Raw genomic sequence first — 332 nt, 5'->3', positions numbered from 1 at the left:
TATGTCTATACTCGCGAGAATGGCACGCCTGTTGCGCAAACACCTGTTGATGCCGTTGTTGTTAAAGACGGCGACAGGACATTAGCTTTAGATGCTGATTACGAAATCACAGGATGGGAAGATAACACCGATGCAGGCGTTGCGACCGTAACAATCGCTCTTAAAAACAACTACGCTGGCTCAGGCGAAGCAAACTTCACAATCGAGCAAAAAGAGATTAGCGATGTTGTTTGGCATATCGGCACCGTTCCTGAATATGACGGCGTAGTTAAAAATCCTGAATTAACAAACGATGATTTATTAGTTGTTGACGAAGATTATGCTGTTGATAT

1 protein-coding gene is annotated in these 332 nt (G+C 43.4%); it reads left to right on the top strand.

From position 1 onward, the window contains the following. The coding region (locus ACYVTD_RS18570) for a hypothetical protein (protein WP_461249067.1) at nucleotides 1–332 on the top strand (332 nt) is incomplete at both ends.

This window comes from Treponema sp. R6D11 (assembly GCF_054786075.1).
This window is presented reverse-complemented; position numbering and strand designations above follow the sequence as displayed.